Origin of the sequence: Halodesulfurarchaeum sp., assembly GCF_036626455.1 — an archaeon.
Classification (GTDB): Archaea; Halobacteriota; Halobacteria; order Halobacteriales; family Halobacteriaceae; genus Halodesulfurarchaeum.
This window is the reverse complement of record NZ_JAZKRK010000007.1, coordinates 46,481-67,709: the sequence shown is the minus strand read 5'-3', so window position 1 is coordinate 67,709 and position 21,229 is coordinate 46,481. Positions and strand designations below refer to the sequence as shown.

General features: G+C 54.7%; 28 protein-coding genes. 9 read left to right on the top strand and 19 right to left on the bottom strand.

Features of this window, described 5'->3' with window-relative positions:
* Positions 1–65: 65 nt before the first annotated feature.
* Positions 66–863, top strand: coding sequence for an RIO1 family regulatory kinase/ATPase domain-containing protein (locus tag V5A26_RS04030; protein ID WP_332320839.1), 798 nt, complete (start codon positions 66–68; stop codon positions 861–863).
* Between the two features lie 149 nt (positions 864–1,012).
* On the opposite strand, the gene V5A26_RS04025 is transcribed toward V5A26_RS04030, so the two are convergent.
* The 10 genes from V5A26_RS04025 to V5A26_RS03980 form a co-directional block, all read right to left on the bottom strand.
* Positions 1,013–1,813 carry a carbon-nitrogen family hydrolase gene (locus tag V5A26_RS04025; RefSeq protein ID WP_332320840.1) on the bottom strand — a complete coding sequence of 267 codons (801 nt, stop codon included), beginning with the start codon at positions 1,811–1,813 and terminating at the stop codon, positions 1,013–1,015.
* A complete protein-coding gene (locus tag V5A26_RS04020; protein ID WP_332320841.1) occupies positions 1,810–2,232 on the bottom strand; it encodes a CoxG family protein in 423 nt (140 codons plus the stop codon). Before V5A26_RS04020 ends, V5A26_RS04025 begins: the two co-directional genes overlap by 4 nt.
* Before the next feature lie 68 nt (positions 2,233–2,300).
* Positions 2,301–2,525: a DUF7123 family protein gene (locus V5A26_RS04015; protein ID WP_332320842.1), complete on the bottom strand. Its 225-nt coding sequence runs from the start codon at positions 2,523–2,525 to the stop codon at positions 2,301–2,303.
* A 54-nt stretch (positions 2,526–2,579) separates the two neighbouring features.
* Positions 2,580–3,608: a phosphate uptake regulator PhoU gene (locus V5A26_RS04010; protein WP_332320843.1), complete on the bottom strand. Its 1,029-nt coding sequence runs from the start codon at positions 3,606–3,608 to the stop codon at positions 2,580–2,582.
* A gap of 62 nt (positions 3,609–3,670) precedes the next feature.
* Positions 3,671–4,738 (bottom strand): ATP-NAD kinase family protein, encoded by a 1,068-nt coding sequence (locus V5A26_RS04005; RefSeq protein WP_332320844.1) that lies wholly within the window; start codon positions 4,736–4,738, stop codon positions 3,671–3,673.
* A gap of 58 nt (positions 4,739–4,796) precedes the next feature.
* Entirely contained in the window at positions 4,797–5,474 is a 678-nt protein-coding gene (locus V5A26_RS04000) for a competence/damage-inducible protein A (protein ID WP_332320845.1), read from the bottom strand.
* 46 nt (positions 5,475–5,520) lie between these two features.
* On the bottom strand, positions 5,521–6,231 hold the full coding sequence (locus V5A26_RS03995; RefSeq protein ID WP_332320846.1) for a DUF5803 family protein: 711 nt from the start codon (positions 6,229–6,231) through the stop codon (positions 5,521–5,523).
* The gene (locus V5A26_RS03990) at positions 6,228–6,896 is read right to left on the bottom strand and encodes a DUF2110 family protein (protein WP_332320847.1); all 669 of its coding nucleotides are present in this window, start codon (positions 6,894–6,896) and stop codon (positions 6,228–6,230) included. Before V5A26_RS03990 ends, V5A26_RS03995 begins: the two co-directional genes overlap by 4 nt.
* Positions 6,896–7,414, bottom strand: a complete 519-nt coding sequence (gene tfe / locus V5A26_RS03985) for a transcription factor E (RefSeq protein WP_332320848.1) — start codon at positions 7,412–7,414, stop codon at positions 6,896–6,898. Before tfe ends, V5A26_RS03990 begins: the two co-directional genes overlap by 1 nt.
* 60 nt (positions 7,415–7,474) lie before the next feature.
* Entirely contained in the window at positions 7,475–8,047 is a 573-nt protein-coding gene (locus V5A26_RS03980) for a tRNA (cytidine(56)-2'-O)-methyltransferase (RefSeq protein ID WP_332320849.1), read from the bottom strand.
* 87 nt (positions 8,048–8,134) lie between these two features.
* On the opposite strand from V5A26_RS03980, the gene V5A26_RS03975 reads away from it, so the two are divergent.
* Positions 8,135–9,073, top strand: coding sequence for an NAD-dependent epimerase/dehydratase family protein (locus V5A26_RS03975; protein ID WP_332320850.1), 939 nt, complete (start codon positions 8,135–8,137; stop codon positions 9,071–9,073).
* A gap of 1 nt (position 9,074) precedes the next feature.
* Here the strand turns inward: V5A26_RS03975 and V5A26_RS03970 are convergent, their stop codons facing one another.
* From V5A26_RS03970 to V5A26_RS03960, 3 genes are all read right to left on the bottom strand, one after another.
* Complete coding sequence (locus V5A26_RS03970) at positions 9,075–9,359, bottom strand: helix-turn-helix transcriptional regulator (RefSeq protein ID WP_332320851.1); 285 nt, start codon at positions 9,357–9,359, stop codon at positions 9,075–9,077.
* A gap of 79 nt (positions 9,360–9,438) precedes the next feature.
* Complete coding sequence (locus V5A26_RS03965; RefSeq protein WP_442908740.1) at positions 9,439–9,990, bottom strand: class I SAM-dependent methyltransferase; 552 nt, start codon at positions 9,988–9,990, stop codon at positions 9,439–9,441.
* A 119-nt stretch (positions 9,991–10,109) separates the two neighbouring features.
* Positions 10,110–11,075, bottom strand: coding sequence for a cation diffusion facilitator family transporter (locus tag V5A26_RS03960; protein ID WP_332320852.1), 966 nt, complete (start codon positions 11,073–11,075; stop codon positions 10,110–10,112).
* A gap of 92 nt (positions 11,076–11,167) precedes the next feature.
* Between V5A26_RS03960 and V5A26_RS03955 the strand changes: the two genes are divergently transcribed.
* Positions 11,168–11,596, top strand: a complete 429-nt coding sequence (locus tag V5A26_RS03955; protein WP_332320853.1) for a DUF7112 family protein — start codon at positions 11,168–11,170, stop codon at positions 11,594–11,596.
* A 318-nt stretch (positions 11,597–11,914) separates the two neighbouring features.
* Positions 11,915–12,910: a transcription initiation factor IIB gene (locus tag V5A26_RS03950; RefSeq protein ID WP_332320854.1), complete on the top strand. Its 996-nt coding sequence runs from the start codon at positions 11,915–11,917 to the stop codon at positions 12,908–12,910.
* 58 nt (positions 12,911–12,968) lie between these two features.
* Here the strand turns inward: V5A26_RS03950 and V5A26_RS03945 are convergent, their stop codons facing one another.
* The gene (locus V5A26_RS03945) at positions 12,969–13,523 is read right to left on the bottom strand and encodes a DUF1684 domain-containing protein (protein ID WP_332320855.1); all 555 of its coding nucleotides are present in this window, start codon (positions 13,521–13,523) and stop codon (positions 12,969–12,971) included.
* A 103-nt stretch (positions 13,524–13,626) separates the two neighbouring features.
* Here V5A26_RS03945 and rtcA point away from each other — a divergent pair, with 103 nt between their 5' ends.
* Positions 13,627–14,646, top strand: a complete 1,020-nt coding sequence (rtcA, locus tag V5A26_RS03940) for an RNA 3'-terminal phosphate cyclase (RefSeq protein WP_332320856.1) — start codon at positions 13,627–13,629, stop codon at positions 14,644–14,646.
* 31 nt (positions 14,647–14,677) lie between these two features.
* Here the strand turns inward: rtcA and V5A26_RS03935 are convergent, their stop codons facing one another.
* Positions 14,678–15,577, bottom strand: a complete 900-nt coding sequence (locus tag V5A26_RS03935) for a DUF7261 family protein (RefSeq protein ID WP_332320857.1) — start codon at positions 15,575–15,577, stop codon at positions 14,678–14,680.
* 77 nt (positions 15,578–15,654) lie between these two features.
* Here V5A26_RS03935 and V5A26_RS03930 point away from each other — a divergent pair, with 77 nt between their 5' ends.
* Both V5A26_RS03930 and V5A26_RS03925 read left to right on the top strand, forming a co-directional pair.
* On the top strand, positions 15,655–16,563 hold the full coding sequence (locus V5A26_RS03930; RefSeq protein WP_332320858.1) for a ketopantoate reductase family protein: 909 nt from the start codon (positions 15,655–15,657) through the stop codon (positions 16,561–16,563).
* Between the two features lie 43 nt (positions 16,564–16,606).
* Complete coding sequence (locus tag V5A26_RS03925; RefSeq protein ID WP_332320859.1) at positions 16,607–17,272, top strand: phosphoglycolate phosphatase; 666 nt, start codon at positions 16,607–16,609, stop codon at positions 17,270–17,272.
* Positions 17,273–17,280: 8 nt separating this feature from the next.
* Here V5A26_RS03925 and V5A26_RS03920 read toward each other — a convergent pair whose 3' ends face one another.
* The 3 genes from V5A26_RS03920 to mobB form a co-directional block, all read right to left on the bottom strand.
* On the bottom strand, positions 17,281–17,598 hold the full coding sequence (locus tag V5A26_RS03920) for a hypothetical protein (protein ID WP_332320860.1): 318 nt from the start codon (positions 17,596–17,598) through the stop codon (positions 17,281–17,283).
* 41 nt (positions 17,599–17,639) lie between these two features.
* On the bottom strand, positions 17,640–18,032 hold the full coding sequence (locus tag V5A26_RS03915) for a helix-turn-helix domain-containing protein (protein WP_332320861.1): 393 nt from the start codon (positions 18,030–18,032) through the stop codon (positions 17,640–17,642).
* Positions 18,033–18,204: 172 nt separating this feature from the next.
* A complete protein-coding gene (mobB, locus tag V5A26_RS03910) occupies positions 18,205–18,675 on the bottom strand; it encodes a molybdopterin-guanine dinucleotide biosynthesis protein B (RefSeq protein ID WP_332320862.1) in 471 nt (156 codons plus the stop codon).
* A gap of 127 nt (positions 18,676–18,802) precedes the next feature.
* On the opposite strand from mobB, the gene V5A26_RS03905 reads away from it, so the two are divergent.
* Positions 18,803–19,885, top strand: a complete 1,083-nt coding sequence (locus tag V5A26_RS03905; RefSeq protein ID WP_332320863.1) for a DUF7343 domain-containing protein — start codon at positions 18,803–18,805, stop codon at positions 19,883–19,885.
* 143 nt (positions 19,886–20,028) lie between these two features.
* Positions 20,029–20,829: a hypothetical protein gene (locus tag V5A26_RS03900; protein WP_332322226.1), complete on the top strand. Its 801-nt coding sequence runs from the start codon at positions 20,029–20,031 to the stop codon at positions 20,827–20,829.
* Positions 20,830–20,981: 152 nt separating this feature from the next.
* Here V5A26_RS03900 and V5A26_RS03895 read toward each other — a convergent pair whose 3' ends face one another.
* Entirely contained in the window at positions 20,982–21,179 is a 198-nt protein-coding gene (locus tag V5A26_RS03895; protein ID WP_332320865.1) for a hypothetical protein, read from the bottom strand.
* Between the last annotated feature and the right edge of the window lie 50 nt (positions 21,180–21,229).

Genomic DNA, 21,229 nt, shown 5'->3' with positions numbered 1-21,229 from the left:
TTCTCTATAAAACCAAGACGCCTTTTGCAGGGAACGCATTTAGGAGCGGCCATACTATATCCGGTGTGAGTGTTCGTCAACTAGTCCGAGGCACCATCCCGTGGGCTACCCTTGAGGAGGTCGGCCACGAACTTGCGCGCCGGTACGATCGCGACGCTGTCCGGATCAAATTCCTCGAGGCCGAAAACTGGCTTTCCACCCCGCTTGTTGTCGATGAAGAGTGGTTTGTGAAAGTGATCTCGGAGCGAAACGCGTTCGTTCACGCAGTTCTCACGGGAGCACGAAATCTGGGCGCCTTCTCCAGCGGGACGGAGGGTTTTTTCGAACATTTCGAAGACCCGGGCGAAATGGCCCACCACGAACTCGAAGCGACCAAACAAATCAGAGCAGTCGGCGTGAAGGCTCCGGAACCGATCGAAGCTTTCGAAATTGGGTCGGTCGGCGTGGTCGTATTCGATTACCTGGATGGATTTCGACCGCTGGAAGAGTGTTCGTCCGAAGAGATAGAATCGCTGCTCCCCGATCTCTTTGACTCCGTATCGACGATGCACCGAAACGATCTCGCTCACGGCGACCTCAGGGGCGAGAACGTCCTTGTTCAGAACGGAGACGTCTTTTTCATCGATGCCACAGCTGTTCGCTCCGGCGCGATTCCACAAGCGCGGGCCTACGATTTAGCAAGTGCCCTCGGAACCCTCGAACCCCACGTTGGTGCGGCACGCGCAGTCAGCGCCGCTGTCGATCAATACGGGATCGACATCGTACTCGACGCAGTCGATTTTCTCGATTTCGTCAATATCCGTCCGGATCACGACTTCGATGCGGCGGCTGTAAAAGGCGAAATCAATACGATCGCATCCTAAGAACGAAACCGGGAGGGGAGTAATGGCCCGAGGAGGGGGAGGCGGGCCATGCCGGGAGTACCGGTCTTCGACGAGAAAAGCGTCGGCGACCGGTGTTTTTTCCTAAGTCGGTCATCGCTTATAAATGGTTCGAGGAAGTCTGATGGGTTTCAGGACTGACGATCCCGAAGCGAGGGGAATTGATCTCGAACGCTCCGGACACGACCTGGCTCAAGATCCACTGTCAACGTTTCCTCGTCCGGTCCAGCTGTTCTAACAGGGACACCCCAGGGATCGACAACACGAGACCGACCGATCAGGCCGTCACCTCCAGCAGGGCCCGTCCCGTTGACTGCTGCGACGTAAAAGAGGTTTTCAAGTGCTCGAGCCGCTGTGAGTGTTTTCCAGTGTTCCACCCGCGGATATGGCCAGGCACTTGGAACGAGTACCAACGTCACACCCAAATTCAGAAGTTCACGGTACAATTCTGGGAATCTGAGATCGTAACACGTGGTGATTCCGACGGTAAAATCGCCGATTGTCGCCGTCTCCAACCGCTCGCCAGGAGTCAAAAGGTCCGCTTCCTCGGACCCGTACCCGAAAAGGTAGTGTTTTCGGTACGTCGCCTCCCGAATCCCAGAGGGATTAAACAGCACACTGGTATTAGCCAATCCAGTTTCTGCAGGTGTGTCGTCTTTACTTTGGGCCAGATCCTCAATGATGCTTCCAGCGAGAATCGCCACACCCAGGTCATTTGCAAGTTGTCGTATGTGAGACAATGTAGGTCCATCGAGTGGCTCAGCAGCGGTCTCGTAATCTTCGGTCGCGAAATACCCGACCTTCCAGAGTTCGGGAAGGACAAGTAACTCCGCGCCACGTTCGGCTGCATCGAAAATCGCGTTCGTGGCCCGCTGCTCGTTTGCAGTTGGGTCATCCCTCTCAATACGAAATTGAAGCAGAGCGATTTTCATTGTTCGTCGAGATAGTCCAGGAGCGTCTGTTCGAGATTCTTGATCTCGCCGTCGAGATTGCGCCGAAAGAAGCCTTCGACACCGGGTGCGTGTCCGTCTACGGTGAACGTATTGACAATTTTTGTTGTATCGCCCTCTGGCACTACTCGGTGTTCACCCAACACGTCGAAGATCCTTGAATTGCCCTCGAAGCGAACGTATTCTGGTGGGGTCAATTCGACAGTTCTGGTTCGAACTCGAATAGTTTTGCTTACCACAGGAATTGGAAGCGAGATGTGCCAGGTTGTCGTATTCTCGTCTGTATCGAACTGATCGACCACACTAATCGCTCTCGCTCGGTTTGCCGGATCGGCGATGAACTCCCAGACGGTTTCTGGTGGCGCGGAAACTGAAAATGCGCGCTCGACCCGTGCAGTCATACAGGTGCTTCGAGGCGACTTGAGAAAAACCTCCCTCTTCCGGACACGTTTCGCCTATTGATCGACTTTCAGGCTCGTTCGACACGCCAGGTCGTCGATCGGGACCGACCCCACTTCTCGATCGTGACATCCTCGGCCTTTTCGGCTAATTTGGCAAGTCGCACACCGACCTGTTTCGAAGACAGTTCGACGGACTCGGCGATGTTTCTCGCCCGGAAATATTCTTGCCCGCGACTGGCACTCTCCCGGAGGTACGTGAGAATTTGCTTTTCTTCCTCCGTGAAGTCACTCATTACTAGAAGAACGGACCGCATTCCTATAATTCTTTCAGCCTGGGCAAAGGGTCGTCAGGAAATGGTGGTGAACTCTGACGGTTCGTTCAGTGCGAGATTCGAAGCGATTTCGACGATTCGAACGGCATGTTCGGCAGTCTGTTGAAGCGCAACGAGCACTTCACGAACCTGAAGGAGTCGTTTTTGGGAAAGTTCGGGGAGATCTCGCATCAAATCTAACTCCCGCTCGGAGAGATCCATGAATAAGTCCTGGGCCTCTCTTGCCGTTTCGAAGTCGCGTTCGACGACGACTTCCACCGCCAGTTCGGTCAGTTCGTCAACCTGGTCATTATGCTCCCGGATCCGACGAACTGTTTTTTCGTCCAAGCCCAGGCGGTCCTCATCAGCGTCGAGGACGATTTCGGCCGTGTTCTCCGCATTATCGGCGATCAATTCGAGGTTTTTGGCGACCGACCGATACGCGATAAGTGGAAACGCGTCCGAGAGGCCCATTTTTCGGGCGATCGACGGGTTTCGATACGACGTAAAAATGAGTCGCAGGAGGAGCACGAATATCTTGTTCGCTTGCCGTTCGCGATTAAGTGCACGCTCGGCAAGATCGGTGTTGCTCCGGGCCAGGGCTTTGATTGCCTCGTGACGCATCGTTCGGCCGGTGTTTTCGAGCCGAGTCAGGAGGTTTGTCAGATCGAAGTCCTCCGGATCAACCGAACATCGGATCGTGATTCTTTCGGGTGTTTCTTCGATAACGCCCAGACCCATCAGTTGGGATTCGGCCTCGTAGACGGCATTGATATGTGGCCCCTCTAAGGTGCCTTCTGCCGTGACATGAATGACCCGTCGTCCCAACACATACTGGCCAATAATCGCTCGTTCGACGGCCTCTGCGTCAAATTCGCCGATAGAAATCGTTGCTTCAGTTTCTTCTCCGCGCGCGGATTCGGGGGTGACAGTTAGCGTTCCTTCGGCAGTCGTTCGCACGGCCACTTCGTCCCCTTTTTCGACCGAAGTGTCCCGGGCCCACTGGGCAGGCAGTGTCATCGCCAGTGTGGAGGGGCCCAGTCGCTGAACCTTTCTTGTGTCCATATGGAGTCCCAAATGTCTAATGAGCCTTATATCTGCTTACAGACCCAATGAAAGTGACAGTATCAGACGATTTTGACCATCCGTTGTTCGACACGACCGATTCGGACTTTGATCCAACCCCGTAGCTCTTCGTCTACCGCTTCGTCACCGGTGTCGACGTGAAGGACGTCGGTTTCATCGAGTTTTTCGGCAGACGACACGACAGTCACCAGGGACTGACGGATAATCGGTGGGGAAATCTGATCGTTGCCTCGACCAAAGACAAACCCTTGACCCCCAATCGGCGACACAATGATTTCGTTTCCAGTCCCCAACACGTCGAGAATTTCGGCCTCCGATCCATCTTCGAGTAGTAGTTCACCATCCTGAATGACATCGACACCAAGTGGAGACCCATCGATTCCAAACGCCGATTTGATTCGCTTTAGTGTCCCGCCTGGTCCCAGGATATAGGTCGTTTCCGAATCGGCTTCTTCGACGATTCCCTGGGCCAGTCCTTCGACGTCACCGCCCACGATTTGCTTCGAGGATTGGAGATCCGCTGCGACCGGGACCGTCGCCAATCCTTTGAGTTCGGCTCTAACTTCCCCTTCACGATACGCCTCTTCGTCGATGTCATTTACCTCACGCTCCGTCGTTCGGTCGAAGGTCGCCGCAATCTGTCCGGCAGCCTGTGGGGACACAGCAAACACGGAGGAGTACACTTTGACCCCTGCTGGTGCACCCAACATCGGCGTGTCCTCGTCCGCTGCGGCAAGTGTTTCGAATACGTCTACCGCAGTTCCGTCACCGCCCACGAACAGGACGATATCGACGTCCGCTTCCAAAAACGCCTCGACCGCTTTGACTGTGTCCGCCGCACTCGTTTCATTTCCATCTGGTTCGCCCACAACAGTTATGTCGACACCGACTCTTTCGGCTTCAGCTGCGCCCATTTCCCCATCCCAGGTAACGATTTCGAACGAATCGGCCCGGTTCGAGATCGCCTGTACCACCGATTCGCCACGCTCCGGTGCCCGTGGTTCGGCGCCACGTTCCCTGGCCGTTTCGACGTTCCCATCGGTTCCTTTGAGCCCCACTCGTCCGCCCATTCCAGCGATGGGATTGACGACGAATCCGATTCTGCGCATGGATCAATGTCCTCGGTGCGGCGTGAAAATTCCGGTGATTGCGGTGATCCAGCGGTTCTCAGAGTTTCCGCTCGAGCCACTCCGCCGCAGCCTCGACTTCGGCTTCGTCCTGTCCCTGGATCCGGATCGTGACCATCTCACCCGGATAGCTCCCCACGTGAACGTCAAACCGTTCGCTCGTTTTCCGGAGCGCCTCGACAAGTGTGCTTTCCGGTTCGTCGGACGTGAGAACCTTCGTTGTCGATTCCGGTCCGGAGAACGCTGGAGCAATGATGGCGAACATCTCCTCCATTTCGATGGGGACTCCCGGGAGGACGAAGACGTTCTCGATATGTGCCCCAGGCGCAACCCCTGCCGGGTTGGGGACAAACTCGGCATCTTCAGGTAGATGAGCCGTCCCATCAACAATATCTGAAAGTGCGTAGTCCGTTTCGGTCTCGAGCCATTCGACAACGGCCGGGTTTTCAGTCATTTCACAGCCGAAAGAACGGGCTAGCGCATCCATCGTAACATCATCATGTGTCGGTCCTAGGCCGCCAGTAACCAGGACCGCATCGTACTCGGTTCGGAGTTCAGTCACGGTTTCGCCAATCTCATCCAGTTCGTCCGGCACGACGACAATTCGACGAACAGACGCCCCACGGTCACGGAGTTGACCTGCGAGCCAAGTGGCGTTGGTGTTTTCAGTCTGACCGGCGAGGAGTTCGTCACCGACGGTTACCAACGCAACCTCCATGGTCGATTGGTTCGTGGATGTCGTCATAAATTCTCGGATCCTCGGGTCATTCACGCTCTTCTTGTGGGCTCATTTCTCCTCTTCGAGCAGTCAATGAACGTAATTGCGCCCGGAAATAAACCAGTCCTGCTCCGGCAATCACCGCAGCTATCCCCAGGAGTCCTCCGAAGATGTAGAGGTTCCGTTCCTGATAGTAATCGATGGTGATGATGTGACTGTCCGGATTGCTCCAGGTGAGCATGATTCGCTCATCGCTTCGAGTAATGTCGGATCCGCTTGGTGTCGCCCCTCCGATGATCGGTAGTCCGACTTCCGCTCCGGGAGGGAGTGTCACTGAATGACTACCGTTGACGGCTACTGGAAGATACAGATCACTGGATCGAACCTGTGCGGTATAAGCGACCTGACCCCCTGCGACCGGTGTTTCGATGAGCGTTCGCTCGTCTTGCTCCGAAACGGACAGCACCGAGACATTCCGAACCGTCCCGTTGGGATACCGGTATTTGACAGCTTGAACCGGGAGCGCTGCCTCCCCACCGAATTCACCAGGGCCGAATAGACTCACATTCGTTCGATTTTCGAGGCGCAACACTGCCTGATAACTTCCACCGGTTATGTTTACGCTGGTATCCGCACTCGTATCCCAGTCGTAGGTCGCGGATTCGGTTAGTTTCGCTTCTTCAACTACGCCGCCTCCCAAACACCCTGCTAATACCAGGAGACCGGCAAGTGCAACCACGACCAGGATCCGCCTCATGGAACGACAGCTAAGAGTTCTGAATCCATGTACGAACCAATACTCGCGAGTAATCCAGGGGGGTCTGTCCCCGGTTTACAGACGATACTTTGTTCCAACAATCCGAGCCGTTCGACAGTCACGATATCATTGGCGTGGCCGGCACGGTTGACTGTCGCTCGAACTTCTGCCCGAGTGGCGCTATTGACGTTGACCCGGCCCGTATCCTCTCGCATCCACCCGTGTAATCGATCCCGTTCTTCGTCAGCAAGTTCGAGATGTTCTCCGACGACATAGTCCAGAGAGATATGCTGAACAAGCCCGAATCGTTTTCGAACCTGTGAGGGGGTTCCCCCACCCAGTCCGAGGTTTTCTGCAGCTATTCGAACGGTGTTCCCGGCATCAAGCGTGATACCCTCTTCGTCCCACGATTCGAGTGTCCCAGTTGCTACATTGCCTGCCTTTGGGTCGGACCGAATTTCGCCCCACTCTTCACGAAGGAGGTTTCGTGCCACGGGGGCGTCCGGTCCATCGACAGTGACTGTTGGGAAGTCATCGTGGCGGATTCCGACCTCAATAGAGATGTCTAACTCTCCGATCTCGTTTTCGACGAGGGAGCCAAGCGAATCGGTTGCCCGTTCGCGGGCGCCGCCATGAACGTACACCTTGGTTGCCAAAACGACCATTATGCCACGATTCCGAGTTCGTCGCGTAATTCATCGATCCGTTCGTCGATGGCCTCGATCAACTCCTCATTGCCCATCGCTTCGAGTTCGCCACCGCACTCTGGACACTGGAAGCCCAAATCCATCGCTTCGTCGAACTCGAAACGAATCGAACAGTTGCCACAGAGGTAAAACTCGTTATCCCGCTCGTATTGGCGGCGCTGTTCGAGCGCTTGCAAAAGCCGCTCCATTTCCTCGTGGAGATTTCCTGGGATGTGTTCGTATTCGAACGTCCAAAGATACGTAAGCCACCCCGAGTCCTCGTCCCGCACACGGCGATACGAGGCCAGGTCGTTCTCGTACAGGATGAAAAGTGCACGGCGAACGTCGTTAAGTTCGAGTCCAAGTCGTTCAGCGAGTTCCTCGTCCGTAACCTCTCCGTCAGGTGGGGCCGCAGCGACGGGCATTCCCTTCGGGCCCACCAGCACGTTGAGGTACTTTTGAATGACGGGGTCCTCGAGTAACTCCTCAAAAGCCATTATGTTGGAATGGGGTCGCCACGGTTAGTAAGTCTTTTGAGGGAGTTGGAGTGTTGAAATTCAATCGCGCGCAGTGGACTCAGTTTCGGTATCGCCCTCTTCGAGGTCGCGGACTTCTTTCCCCAGCGCCTGTGGCACCACTCGTTGGTTGGCGTCTGTAAACGTTCGGTCCAGTTCGGTTCCATCGAAGAGGCGATCGAGAAAGACGGCGAGTGCAGCCACCTCGGAATGGGGCTGGTTCGTCACACCAATATTCCAGTCCGCGGCTTCATACACGTCGAAAGAAACCTTCTCCGAACCGAGCACTATCAGGAGGTCCGCATCGACAGCATTCGCTCGAACGTCCTGTATTCGGTCTTGAACCGGTTCTCCATACATCGTCAAATGGACGATAGGGCCATCCCAGGCGCGCAACTCTCCAAGGGGAGTTTCCGTTGATTGGACCTCAAAGGGGCCCCCAAACCTGTTAGTGACGTCTCTGGCGGTTGCCATCGCGTCAGTTGCGTTCTCGGGGAACATCACCCGATTAGCGCCCAATGCCCTGGCGGTCAAGCCCACGTGAGTCGTCATGCGATCGTCCCGGCCCGGTCGGTGACCCAGGCGAAGGACCGTCACCGATCGATCCGATTGCATACCCGCACATTTGCGCTAGCGGGGGAATAAGTTGTGTTTCAGCGATGAAACCACAACACACATGCCCACAGGTTTTGTGTCGCCGGTATGGAACTCTCGGACGCACAGGCGGTAGTGACCGGTGGTGCTGGCTTCGTGGGTTCACACCTCGCAGAACGGCTGCTGTCGGAGGGTGCCAACGTTACCATCGTTGATGATCTGTCAAATGGGCGGCGGGAATGGGTCCCAGATGGAGCGACGTTCATCGAGGGCGATCTCACCCGGAACAGTGTAGTGAAAAACTCGATCGATGCGTCGATTGACGTCGTCTTTCATCTCGCGGCCCGGAAGGACGTCAACGATCCACATCCACGATCTCAATTCGAGGCGAACACGGAAATGACCGCATCGATACTCGACCGAATGGCCGCGGTCGGGGTTGAGCACATCGCGTTCACATCGTCATCGACAGTCTATGGAGAAGCCCCGCGGCCAACGCCTGAAGATTATCCCCAGGCGCCCATTAGCATGTATGGAGCCGGAAAAACCGCCGAAGAGGCACTTATCTCGTCGTCCGTTCACGGAGCTAACCTAAGTGCCTGGATATTCAGATTCGCCAATATCGTCGGCCCCCGTCTCCAATCCGGAGCTGTCATTGTCGATTTCATCGACAAATTGCTAGCAGACCCTACGTCACTAGAAATCAAAGGCGACGGTCGACAGGCAAAATCCTACATGGCTATCGATTCATGTATCGATGCAATGGTCCATGTCGTTCGGGAGGCAACAGCAGACCGAGCCGTCTACAACCTCGGAACCCGCACGACTTCGTCTGTGATTACGATAGCGGACATCGTCAGTGAAACAATGGGGCTGGAGCCCGAGTACGAGTTCACAGGCGGGGATCGAGGCTGGACTGGGGACGTCCCGAAGATGCGCCTTTCAATCGAGAAACTGCGAGCGCTCGGGTGGGAACCGCCAGAATCTAGCGATACAGCTGTCCGTCAAGCGACCGAGGCACTCCTGGACCAGCGAACCGGGACCTGAATCAGTCCGCTTCCAGGTCCACGTACTGGGACTCCCAGTCTCGCCGTGTCTCGAGCAGAGAGGCCCCCGATTCCGTGAGATGATACGCGTTTGTCCGTTCGTCCTGCTTGGTTTTTGCGACCAATGATCGGTCGACTAACGTATCCAGGTTGGGATAGAGCCGACCATGATTGATCGTTGATTCGTAGTAATGCTCCATCTCGGACTTGATTTCGAGGCCGTTCGGCTCTTCAAGTCCCGCGATGACTGTAAGCAGGTCTCGTTGGAAGCCTGTTAAATCGTCCATCATCCTTTTCTAAGGATATGTCGCTCATACTATTAAAAACATCGCACAGGTCAGAAAAAGCGAGTCGAGAACCGTCGGTTCAGGAACTCGTAGCTTCGAGCATAAACGTTTCTGGCCGCTCACTGGTGGACTCGATGGTGAATCCGACCGCTTCGAGGGCTTTGGCGGCCCCATCGGCATTGGTCCGTTCCCCAACCGGTGGCCCTCGCTCCCCTGCACCAGCGCGTGACCAGTCGGCGATTACCAACCGGCCACCTGGGCCCAACACACGGTCAAATTCAGCCGGGGCTGCTGCACTCACTTCGTGAAAGGTCATCGTCGAAAAAACGGCGTCGATCGTTCCTGTATCGAACGGGAGAGACGCAGCCGGCGAGAGGACTAGTTCGACGTTTGAGGGAATCTGGTGCTCGGCAAATTTGTCATGCATCTCGTCTTGGAGATCGACTGCATACAACTCGCCCACAAACGGTGCGACTTCCCGAGTGTAAAAGCCGGTCCCACTCCCGATATCCGCCACCGTGCTATCTGATTGAACGTCAAGTGAAGCGACTAATTCGTCGCGGGAGAGATACCGAAACCGGTCGAGGTCTTCGAGGGACGAGGCACTTCCGGGATCGAACGTGTGTGCCATTATTCGACACCTGCCACGAATTGGCCCTGGATTCTCATACCTTCGTTTCCCGGACACAGATACATGGCCTTTGGGTAACCGGTTAGCAAAACTGCGAGCTACCGTGAGACGCCGGACACTCAGTTTACCGAATCGTCAGTCTCCGAAGTGCCTGACTCTGATTTCTGTGTCTCGGATTTGACTGTCTTCGAAGTGTCCGTCATCAAAGAGTCCCACTCACCTATGCCGCCAGGGTCCAGATGAATGTGGACATCACCAACTGTCGGTCGGTCCAGCAGGCTATTTCGGAGTTCAGTTTCCAAATCGTGGGCTGACCGAAGCGTAAGTCCGCCTGGGACTTCAGCATGGAGTTCTACCTCCACGCTCGTTCCCACATAATGACAGCGCAGATCATGCACATCATAGACATCCGGGTGATCAGTCACGGTTCGTTCTATTTTCGCAACTTCCGCCGGAGGGGGTGCCTCACCAGTGAGATATCGAATGTTTTCCCGGGCAATCCGATACCCCTGATGAAGCACGAGCAGACTCACCAATCCGCCTGCCAACGGGTCGACAATGGGCATCCCAACACCAGCACCGAAAACCCCAAGCACCGCTGCAAATGACGTATACACGTCGTTCAGTGCATCTGAAGCAAGGGCTTTGAGTCCAGTCGAATCGAGTTGCCGATTCGTCCGATCAGTGTACCAGTAGACGAACAGCATATCAGCAATGGCAAATCCAAGGCCGAAAACGAGCAGGACGCTGAATTGAATTTCCGGGCCTTCGATGAGCGCAGTCACCGCATCAAGGAGAATTTTCACTGCCAATCCAATGAGCGTCACGCCTACGAACAGCGCAGTTATTGGTTCCACTCGGTCGTGCCCATGTGGATGTGTGGAATCCGGCCCCCGAAAGGAAAGTCGACCCCAAACGAGCACAACCAGGCTCGCGAGGAGATCCGCCAGCGAATGAGCAGCGTCGGCAATAAGCGCAAGACTCCCAAACGCCAGTCCGAGAGAGCCTTCGACGACGATTTTTGCCACGTTGCCAAGAACGTTTACCCATGACGCTCGGAGAAACGCGGCTTTCTCCTCCGACATCGTCCATCTGTATGTGGGCCGCGGACATGACCGTTGTGACACGAGACCAGAGAACCGACACTTTGACCGGCCCGACCGTCATATTCTGGTCCATGTCGGAGCGGGTCACTCACGACCATCCCACAATCGAGACTCTCAAGGCCACGCTCCACCGACACGGTGGAACTACGCAGCCAGAAATCCGGGTGGCCGAGGAACTCGATGTTGAAACTGGCGACCTCGTAAGAGTAGTACTAGACGATAGCGAATACCGAGTTCCTATCGAAGAGTCTCCGGATGGAAAACCAGTCTTTCGACATGCCAATTCGTCGCCCCGGTTAGCCCGAAATCCACATGGGGCTGAAAATGCCCTGGCTGAATGGGTAGAACATCGAGAACTCAGTTTCGGTCGGTCAGTTTCGGTCGATATCGTCGAACCTGGTTTCAAATATGGTCTTCGGGGCCCCGGAGAATCGGCCGTCTATACGGGTGGAAAGCCCAGCGACTCGCTTGCCGGTATTGCAAAGAACCTCGATTCGTAAGGGACGGTCAGCAAAACTATCGATGAATGGCAAATAGCCGACCCAAATTTCGAAACGTTCCAGAGAACATAAACACGAGATAGCACCCGATTATCACCGATGGATTTACAAGGCCTATAATTTAGTTTGGTAAACCTACGCACAAATTTTAGGCCGTCCAAAAGCGGCGAAATATGCAGGTTTGAGGCCGTGAGGGTAAGAAAACGTGTGTAAAATCATGACGGATTTTCCCGAAAGCCTTAAGTTAGTTTCGGTACTATCTGAGAGTAAGGAACCCAGGGGAGTCTGGGTACACCAGTCTCCCCCATTCCCTCCACAATGAGTGACGCTAAAATTCGAACCTATGGCGGTGAGCGCCAGCGGACCGGCGGAGAGCAGTCAGTAGAAGAAACTGAAGACGAAGAGGATGAGGTAGTTTCCGAGGACGTCTGTCCAGAATGTGGCGGTCGTGTCGACACAGACGAAGAACGAGGCGAGACTGTTTGTTCGGAGTGTGGCCTGGTCGTCGAAGAAGACGAAATCGACCGGGGCCCTGAATGGCGAGCCTTCGACGCGGCCGAGAAGGACGAAAAGTCCCGCGTGGGCGCGCCGACGACGAACATGATGCATGACAAGGGGCTGTCCACGAACATCGGCTGGCAGGATAAAGACGCCTATGGACGAGCGCTTTCGTCCCGACAGCGCCAGAAGATGCAGCGATTGCGGACCTGGAACGAGCGATTCCGGACTCGGAATTCCAAAGAGCGGAACCTCAAACAGGCCCTCGGCGAAATCGAACGAATGAGTTCGGCGCTTGGGCTCCCACAGGAAGTCCGGGAAACGTCCTCCGTCATCTACCGACGGGCTCTCGAGGAGGATCTCCTTCCGGGTCGCTCGATTGAAGGTGTCGCAACGGCGGCATTGTATGCAGCAGCCCGGCAGATGACGACGCCTCGGAGTCTCGACGAAATGGCAAACGTAAGCCGGATCGACGAGATGGAGTTCAAGCGAACTTATCGCTACATCGTCCGAGAGTTAAGCCTCGAAGTTCAGCCGGCTGATCCGGCGAGTTACGTGCCCCGGTTCGCTTCGGAACTTGATCTCGCTGAGGAAGTCGAGCGACGGGCCCGGCAGTTGCTCTCGACGGCCCAAGAGAAAGGCGTCACCAGCGGGAAAAGTCCCGTTGGCTTGGCCGCAGCGGCGATCTATGCGGCCTCGCTACTCACAAACCGACGAGTCACCCAGAGCGAAGTGAGTGACGTCACGAACGTCTCTGAGGTAACGATCCGAAACCGCTACCAGGAACTGCTCGAAGCTGCGGACGTCCCCGCCTAAATCGGCCATCGGACTGAAGTCTTGCTCCTACTTCTGCGTGAATGAGTCTTCCTTCAGCCTATAGCCGTTCTCCGGCTTGAATAGGAACATCAAACTCGTTGTCAGTCGGCGCTTTGGCACTCCGCACCGTATCGTCGTAGACACAGAGCGGATGGTAACCCACATTGAAATCGACAACCGTGTCGACTGGTGTTGACTTATCTGTCGCTTTCGGGTCGGGTGCAGGGATATTCAAATACCGGCCGTGTGCCCATGTCGAGGAGCCGTTAGTCGGGTCCCGAAACGGCAGCAAAAGGGCGTCCACTCCAGGGGCCCGGTAGACAGAGAGGACTGAAAGCTCACCGGCAAGTTCGACGCCGACTTGGCCGACCTGTTCGAATGATATCGGTGGCCCCTGTGTTGCTTCTAATGTTGCGTTCGTTGGCTCAGCGAACAGTTCAAGTCGCCCCCCTAGTCGAAACGACGCGTCAATTGGAAAGAAATCGATCTCGGAAAAGGAGTTTCGAGCTGACTCGCTCAAAGGCGAATCGGTCTGGGATTGGAACGTTTCGATCTTTTGTTCCCGATGACTTTGGATCTCTGCCTTCCATTCCTCAGGTTCGTCAGGGTTCATACCGACTCTTCGCCTTGCACCGGGTAACGATTTGGGTTGGAAGCGCCCCGTTCAACGCCATATCAGTCCGAAATTTAAACCCATTTGGGAGCAACGATTTCGTATGAAACAGATCGACGGAGCAACTGGTGGTGGCCAAGTGCTTCGTCTCGGAGTGGCGTTGGCTGCTCTCGAAGACAGCCCAATCAAGATACAGAACGTACGAGGTGAGAGAGACACCCCAGGGTTGCGTGCCCAGCATGTTGGAGCCGTCGAGTCTGTTGCAGCACTCTCAAATGCAGAGTCAGATGGTGTATCAGTCGGGTCGGAGACAGTAACGTTCGAACCCGGCGAGGAGTTGGGTGGAAACCTGGCTATCGATATGAAGACCGCGGGAAGCATCTCCCTGCTCTTCGATGCGGTACTTCCGTTGGCGATTCGAACGACAGAAACGATCTCGGTGCAGGTGACTGGCGGGACTGACGTCAAATGGTCGCCACCGATTGATTACCTTCGGCACGTGAAACTTCCCGTTCTCCGTCAGTTCGGACTCGCGGTAACACTCGAATCTGTTGAGCGAGGCTTCTTCCCAACTGGCGGTGGATCAGCAACACTCACGATCAAGCCATCCGAAATCGGGCCGATTAATTGTGCAGAACGGGGGGCTCTCGAAGACATCGAGATCTACTCGGTTGCCTCTGCTGATTTAGCCGATGCAGACGTTGCTACTCGGCAAGTCGACGGTGTAACAAAAACACTGGAAAAAACTGTGGACGTTCCGATTAGCGAAGAAACCTCAGTGGTCAAAACACGGTCGACTGGAACCACTATTCTCCTCGTCGCCAAATTCGAGCATTCCAGAGCCGGGTTTTCCGCCCTTGGAGAACCAGGATGGCCGGCAGAGGAGGTTGGTGAGTCGGCCGCAGATTCGTTCCTGGCGTTCCAATCGAGTCCCGCCGCAATCGAGTCACATCTCGCCGACCAGCTACTACCATTCCTGGCACTTCAGGGTGGGGAAGTAACGAGTCCGCGAATGACAGAGCATATCGAATCGTGTCTGTCATTGCTGAACGAATTTGACTATTCAGTCGAGGTTACATACGAACCAGATCGAGTTCGACTTTCCAGTGCGAGACGGACCTAATGCCCACCTGGTACCGGTCCGAACAACCGGATTACTGACGTGGGTCCGGTCCCTCCGGTTCGATAGTCACATTTGCTCGATATTCCAGGTCTTCCCGAAAGAGTTCGAGTCCGAGGGTGGCATTGTAGATTGCATCGGTTTTGTGTGGGTCATTTGATTGATCATAGCCATCATTATCAATATCGTCTTCTGGGGTGTCAACGGTCATTTGATAGGTTCCACTGGCATTTGACCCGTTTGAAATCCACATCTCAAAGGGGCCCTCGAAGGCGTCCTGAAACTGCAATTCCGGCCAGCGCTCTCCGTCAATCGATCCATTAGTTGGTTGGATTTCGAGGGTATCTTCCGTGAAATTTTCCTCCACCGAATTGCCCGAAAAGTCATTCAAAGTAACAAAGAATGTATCACTGGATTCATTGACCGAAAGAGTCCATGTACTCGACCCGTTCGTGGCATTAAGTTCGAACGGTGTCCCTGACTCAGCGGCACTCATATTGAAAGTCATCGCACGGACGTCAGTCGTGTCAGCAGTCACTTGCCACGTACTGTTCCCATCGTCATCTTCTAACGTGCCGTTGTTCGATTGATTTATGTACGTTCCATTATGGGTTTGACGAACGAAGATATCCCGAATCGAGCCTCTTGCCACGGCATGGACGTTTTCTATATCGCTGTAATTCTCGATCCGGTCTCGATAGGTCTCGGTGAGTTCGGTTTTCGTCCCCCCACCCCGATTCGTTTTTCGGAGAAGTACGTCTCCCGTTTCAGCGACTGCTTGTTGGAGGTCAAGTGCGTCATGGCCATCAGCCGTCTCCCGTGTCGCGAGGTTTTCCGTAAAAATGGCTGTGTTTAGAATCAGGGCCAGCGAAACGAAAATCAGTGCCAGTGCGAACGCTGCCACCAGGATTATCTGACCCCGAGATCGACCCATGGGACCTAGTTAGGTTTCGGGACGAAAAAGCTTCCCCGCCCGGCATGATTTTGAGGACGGCAAGAGTAAACTACTGTATGCATATTGCGGTCCTCGGTGCCGGTGCAATCGGCTCCGCTCTTGGGGCCCGGCTATCTCGATCCGAATCCATCACACTGATCGGTCACCATACACGGCATCTCCAAACTGTGTCGGAGAATCCAATGACAGTAGTGGAGCCCGGAGAATCGAGCAGCGAGCGAGCAGTATCCGTAACGACCGATTATCAGGCTGTCTCGGATGTAGATCTGGTCATCCTCGCAGTGAAAAGTTACGACACGGAAGCCGCACTAGGGGATATCAAACCATATCTCGGTGACACACCCATTCTCACGGTGCAAAACGGGTTGGGGAATATCGAACAAATCCGTGAGAACGTTGGCCCCGACCAAGTGATTGGTGGAACGACGACAATGGGTGCCTTCGTTCCAGAACCCGGGTGCGTTCGTATCGGAAACCTGGGCCGAACCCATATCGGGAAGCCTTGGGGGCCAAACACCGAGTTTCTCGACCAGATCAAATCAGCGCTCGAGACGGCAGGGTTTCAGACCACGGTCGAAACTGAGATTCGTCACGCCATCTGGGAGAAAGTTCTCATCAATGCTGCTATCAATCCGATAACCGCGCTTGGAACTGTCCCAAACGGAGCCTTGCAGACGGGGCCAGGCCACCAACTCCTCAGATCCAGTATTGCAGAAGCAAAACTCGTGGCCGAGGCCGAAGGCTATCCAATCGAAAACGCAGTCGAACGCGCTATCACCGTTGTTGGGGCAACTGCCGACAATCGTTCGTCTATGCTTCGAGATCTCGAAGCAGGAGGCCAAACAGAAATCGATGCGCTGAACGGCGCACTGGTTGAACGTGGGGTAACCCATGATATTCCAGTCCCCGTGAATCGAACGATTACCGCCGCAATTCACCTTGCAAGCGAGAGTCGCAATCGCTAGGACGGAGCGAACCCGTCAAATGGATCGCGGATGTAAGGACTCCATGGCCACACCACTCGCCGTCGATATCGACGGAACCCTGAGCAGACCTGATCGGTCAATCGATCCACGAATCATCGACGCACTTGGATCGTGGCCAGCCCCAGTAGTGATTGCGACCGGAAAGGCACTCCCCTATCCCGTCGCATTGGCACAATTTTCTGGCGTTGATCCACTCGTCATTGCGGAAAACGGTGGCGTGGCGGTTACAGAAGACACGATTCAGGTCCACGGTGACCGTGCGGCCGCTGACCGCGTCGTTGACCAATACGAACACGCCGGTCATGAAACCGGGTTCGGTGACCCCGATCTCGCCAATCGATGGCGCGAAACGGAGGTTGTCGTCCACCGCGATCAACCCCTCGAGCCCCTCGCCGAGATCGCTGCGGAGAACGGCCTCGAAGTTGTCGATTCCGAATACGCCTACCACGTCAAATCTCCCGATGTAAGTAAAGGAGCGGCTTTCGAGTCACTCGCTGCCCACCTCGACATCGATCAGAAGCATACACTTGCGATCGGTGACTCACCCAACGATGTGGCCCTTTTCGAGGTCGCTGGGACCGCGATTGCGGTGGCCAATGCGACAGATGATGCAAAAGCGGCCGCTGATATCGTAACCAGTGGCAACTATGCAGATGGATTTCTCGAGGGCTTAAATACAGTCTTGTAGTCCATTACTTAGAATGGAAAGATCGTTTTGAGCCAGCTACCGAATCCACTCTCCTTCCGTTTGGCCTCGAAGACAGGGTGGAGCGTATTCAACAATTCTCGTCGTGAGCCAAATTTCCGCTGACCGGTGGTTTCGAGTGCCGTTTCAAGAGTTATTGTATTTCCTTTTGGGTCGTATGGGACGTTACGATTCCCCATCGCTCCAAGGATTTCTTGGTTTGAGGCGGGAAAGTCCAAATCCGCAGTTTCGAGATGCTCGTCCATGGCCGCGATGCCAAATGTGATCGCCGACGTTTCCTGATCGTCTTGTGGCGGCGGCGCTGCCATAATAAATTATTCCGGTTCCGGGTTACAAAAGAATGCGGGAGTTACGTTTCCTTCGCCATCGTTTCCTCGTACTGGTTGCGGAACTCGGTAATTAGTTGTCCCATCTTCGCGTACCAGTCGTTAAGGAGTCGCTGCATGTCGTCGGCGATTCGGTCGGGGTCAGTCGGTCGATAAACGTGGTAATAGCCCCCCTGTTCGTAATTCACCTGTTCTTTCTGTATGAAACCGGACTGCAGCAGCCGTTGGACCGATCGATACGCGGTTGACCGTTCCCTGTCGACCGCGTCCGCAATTTCATCAACGGTCATTGGGTCCTCCGAACTCGTTAAGACCATAAATACCTCCTTGTCGAGTTCCTTCAGGCCATGCATGCATTCCAGAAGGCCCTCACATTGCATGTCCTGAGAGAGATACTCGCTCATCGATTCTGACATTGATAATGTAGATTTGGACCACCTCAACAAAAGCGTTTTGTCGTGTCGCCCTCTGAAGTTCGGAACTGCCCAAAAATCCGGCCGTAGGGACTCTTTTCCGCCACGATTCTGTTGTGACGGTCAGGTGGTCTTTGTAATGTATTCACAAGGGCGCGCACGGAAAAACTGGTTCTCAGGGTGTCGGATCAGGGGTCCAATCTGGAACGGTCCCCAACCGCTCGAAAACCGTTGAACCGTTGACTGCCGTTCCGTCCGCGACTCGAAATAGTACTCGTCCTTCCACTGCGCTCTCCTCAATGTCCCCAACAAGGATCGTGGGGATTGGTTCCCGTTTGAACCCCTCTACCAACGTCCAATCAAAATCCTTTGAGTGGAGTTCAGCCAGTCGGTCACTCACTGTTACTCCATCTTCCTTTCCTTCTGTGCGAATTTCGGCGGTCATTGAGGGGGTTATTCCAACTACTGTATCGGCCCCCGCCTCCCGATGCCGAAATGTATCGGTATCTTCCCGATCAAACTTCACATCGTGATGGATCGACTTGATTGTTGCCACACCCTTGGGGTCGGGAATTGCCTGCAGAATCGCCTCAAGCAGCGATGTCTTTCCAGTGTCACGATGGCCGGCAACAGCGACCACTTTCATGGCCAATGCTCCAGGCCCGAGGCACTTACCTCATCCGGCATGCAGCCACACTAACCAGAAGACCTAGCCAATATAATTATGCCACCTGGAGCGGAAACAATTCAACTATGGAGGTCTCTGCTCACGTATGAAGTATACGACGGTCCTGACCATCGTATTCGCCGCCATCCTGGTGGCTGGAGTGATGACCCCTGCATCAGCAAGTGGGTCGTTCGGCGCAGATTCACAGCAGGTCGGAGACCTCGAGGCAGATCTCGTTACCATCACTACAAATGTATCCGAAACCGGCACGGCCGAATTTCAAATTCGATATGCGATCCGACTGACAGACCAAAACGAGACCGAAGCATTCGAAGGCTTAGCGACGGATATCCAGGAAAACACATCAGTCTACCTCGGGCGCTTTTCTGATCGGATGAATGCCACAGTGGAGGCCGCAGAATCCGCCACGGGACGTTCGATGGCTATCGGTGACTTTGCCGTATCGACGAACACAACTGCAGGTATCGACAGGCAATACGGACTCGTGACGTATTCGGCATCATGGTCCGGATTTGCTGCAGTCTCGGATGAGAAAATCTATATTGGAGATGCACTCGAGGGGCTCTTCCTCGATGCGGAAACTGAGTTACAAATTCAATGGGATTCGGACTACGAACTCGGCACTGTCGAACCCGCCCCGACTGAATCCACGAATACGTCAGTAAGCTGGGTCGGCCCACTTGAATTCCTCCAAAACGAACCATCAGTAACACTCACAACTGCCACGGACGAGCCCACTACAGAAACACCGACAGCAACAACCACAGAACCACCAGCCGATGAGGGAGGGGTTCCGTGGCTTTTGCTAATCGTCGGTATCGGCGTCCTGTTCCTTCTTGGAGGCGGGTGGTTTTGGCGAACGAGTGGGGGATCAATCGCCGAAAGTGGAGCCACTGGCGGGGGCGAGAGTGCTGAATCAGGAACAGGAACGACGGCGGAGCCGTCTCCACCACCCGAACTCTTGAGCAACGAGGAGCGGGTCGAACAGTACCTCGATTCAGTGGGTGGCCGGGCCAAACAACAAGAGATAATTGACGCACTGGAATGGACCGAGGCGAAAGCGAGTCAGGTTCTCTCAGAAATGAGCGAAGACGACCGGATCGAGAAGTTCCGGATCGGTCGGGAAAACGTCGTCAAAATTCCGGATTCAGACGGGCAAACCGAGTAAATCGGGCTTAATTCGGTCAAAATCAGGTTCAGGACTGTCCGGGTATATTTATCCCCACCTCCTACCAGCGATTGATGAAACGGACATTGCTGTTGACATCCCTATTGTTACTTCTGGGTATACTGGTCGGCTCAACCGCTGCAATGGCAACATCTGCCCAACCAGCAGCCGACGTGATCGACCAGGATTTCCAGTTCCAGGAAAACAACATTACAGCTAACGAAACTGAGCCTGCAAACGAAACTATCGGCCCAGGTGCTCGCCTCTCCGGTATCATTGGCGCCCAGCAAGCTGAACTTAGAGGAGCGGTCTCCGAGCGCGCATTCGGGTTATCCGTTGCGGCCGCTGTTTCAAACGGTTCGAAAGCCCGGCTGATTGAAAACCAGACGGACCATCTAGAAGCCCGATTACATGAACTCGAAAACGAGTCGGCAACACTCGAGGAAGCCTACCAGAACGGAACGGTCAGCAATGGAACGTACCAGGCCCGATCGACGACACTCACAGCTCACATCAACGCTCTCGAACGTCGGATCAATCAGACAAGTGTCGAGGGCCAACGACTCCCAGCTACCGTTAGAGCTGCACACGGTGTCAACATGACCCGCCTGGCAGAACTACGAATGGCTGCCGGAAATGCCACTGGACCCGAGATGGCTAGGATAGCCAGGTCGATTGCCGGTCCAAGCGCAGGCCATCCGGGCGTCAGACGCGGCCCACCGACCCATGCTGGCCCATCAATGGGTCCACCAACGAATGTAACGCCAGGGGAGCCAGGTAATACCACGTTTGGCCCACCTAACAACACGAGGATGGGACCACCAAATGGCACCCAAATGGGAGCACCGAATAACACGACAAGGGGACTACAATCAGACCGCGGCGAAAGACCCAGCAATAACCAGACCAACACCAACAAAAGCAACGGGAAGGTCAGCAAGTGAGAAGGGCAGTTCAGAGTAGCGAAGTTCCATAGATACTAATAACGGGCCTCACAAAAACGGTGGAAGTTAGAGAACGGAAACGGGCAGTCCACCACCGAAAAGAGTCGTTAGTGATTTATCCGAACTCCGGGATTTACTTTTTCCGACAGAAATCAGTCGTACAAGTATATCATGACCGCGATAACACTGACGAGCCCACCGAATCCACCAACAGCAAACATGACACCAGCCTGCGTCGCGTCGATCGTTTTAACGGGCAATAGAAGAGCGAACACCGTAACGAGACCCACCGCGAGAAGTGCCCAGACGTACACCCGAGCAAAAACGTATAAGAGTCGGCCAAGATCCATAGTTCAGGTTCCAGCCCAATTCGTATAGCATTTTGGCCCCGAAGAAAGCG